Source organism: Microbacterium sp. K41 (assembly GCF_004794395.1).
GTDB classification, from domain to species: domain Bacteria; phylum Actinomycetota; class Actinomycetes; order Actinomycetales; family Microbacteriaceae; genus Microbacterium; species Microbacterium sufflavum.
In genome coordinates, this window is record NZ_SSDO01000350.1 from 1 (window position 1) to 1,681 (window position 1,681).

2 protein-coding genes are annotated in these 1,681 nt (G+C 75.3%); both read left to right on the top strand.

Annotation, left to right across the window (positions count from 1 at the left end; genetic code table 11):
- The first annotated feature begins 141 nt into the window (after positions 1-141).
- Positions 142-783, top strand: a complete 642-nt coding sequence (locus DW309_RS10880) for a DUF4129 domain-containing protein (RefSeq protein WP_136045381.1) — start codon at positions 142-144, stop codon at positions 781-783.
- Positions 780-1,681: DUF4350 domain-containing protein (locus tag DW309_RS10885; RefSeq protein WP_136045382.1), on the top strand; the 902-nt coding region annotated here is incomplete at its 3' end. The genes DW309_RS10880 and DW309_RS10885, both read left to right, overlap by 4 nt.

Genomic DNA, 1,681 nt, shown 5'->3' on the forward strand with positions numbered 1-1,681 from the left:
ACCCGCGTACCCGCCGGCACCCGCGCCGGCCTTCGCCCCCGCGCCCCCGCCCGCCCCGGCCCCGCATCCCGCGGCTCCGGCGACACCCGCTCCCTCGCCCGAGGGCGACGGCACGGCTCCCGGTGGCGGTGACCGCTCCGCATGATGCTCCGGTTCGACGAGGTCTTCATCCCCGACGGCGATGAAGCGCGCCGGTGGGCCGAGGAGGAGCTCGCCAACCCGCGCTACGCCGACGCCAAGCCGACCTGGTTCGATCTGCTCGCCCGCGACGTCGGACGGTTCCTCGCCGATCTGTTCAGCTCCGGCAACGGTCAGAGCGTCGGCCCCGTCGCGCTCATCGCCGTGGTCCTGCTGATCGCCGCCGCCCTGATCACGGCCCTGCTCGTGTGGGGGCGCCCCCGGCGGTCCCGCACGGTACGTCGCGGCCACGCGCACCTGCTGGGCGCCGACGACGACCGCACCGCCGCGCAGCTGTGCACCGATGCCGAGCGCAGTGCGCGCGACGGCGACTGGGACACGGCCGTGGTGCTGCGCTACCGGGCCATCGCGCGCAGCCTCCTCGAACGCGACCTCATCGACCCCGCGCCCGGCGCGACCGCGCAGGCCATCGCACGATCGGCGAGCCTCGTGTTCGCCGAGGAGTCCGACGCGATGAGCCGCGCCGCCGCCGCCTTCGACGATGTGCGCTACCTGCGCCACCCCGCCTCCGAGGAGACCTACCGCGAGCTCGCCGCGACCGACGACCGCCTGCGCGCGCGGCGACCGGAGGCGGTACCCGCATGACCCTCGTCACCCCGCAGGACGCCACGACGGCCGAGCGGCGCCCTCGCCACACGGGCGCGATCGTCGGCTGGGCGCTCATCGGCATCCTCGTGCTCGTCGTGGCCTATGCCGCCTCGCAGTTCGCCGCCAGCAGCCCCGGCGCTCGCGGTGCCCTCGACCCGGAGAGCCGCAGCGACACGGGAGCGCTCGCCCTCGCCGAGATCCTCCGCGACCGGGGCGTCGAGGTCGAGGTCGCCCGCAGCCGCGCCGAGGTCCGCGCCGCACTGGACGACGATGCCACGCTGGCCATGACCAACCCGTACACCCTGAGCGACGACGCGATCGCCGACCTCATCGCGCCGGCCGCACGCGTGGTCTTCCTCTCCACCGGCACGCACCTGCTCGGGGAACTGCGGATCGGCGAGCCCGCGCCGGGCAGCGTCTCCACCGCCGCGGCCGACTGCGCCGTGCCCGAGTTCGCCGAAGTGGGCACGATCCGGCCCGACCGCCTGTTCTCGCCCGCGAGCGGCGTCGACGCCTGCTTCGGCGACGACAGCGGCGCGGCCGTGCTCGTGGACGACCGCGACGGCAACCGTCGCACGATCGTCGACGGCACCAAGCTGTTCAGCAACGCCTTCCTCGCCGAGAACGGCAACGCCGCCCTCGGCCTCGCGCTGCTCGGCCAGTCCGACCGCCTCGTCTGGTACGTCCCCTCCTTCCAGGACTCCGACGTCGAGGGCACCGCCGCACCGGACACGCTCGGCAGCCTCACGCCGGACTGGGTCACCCCGGCCATCCTCCTGCTCCTCGCCGCCGGGCTCGCGGTGGCGGTGGCGAGAGGGCGGCGCTTCGGCCCGCTCGTCGCCGAGACGCTGCCGGTCACCGTCCGGGCCTCGGAGACGATGCTCGGACGCGCCCG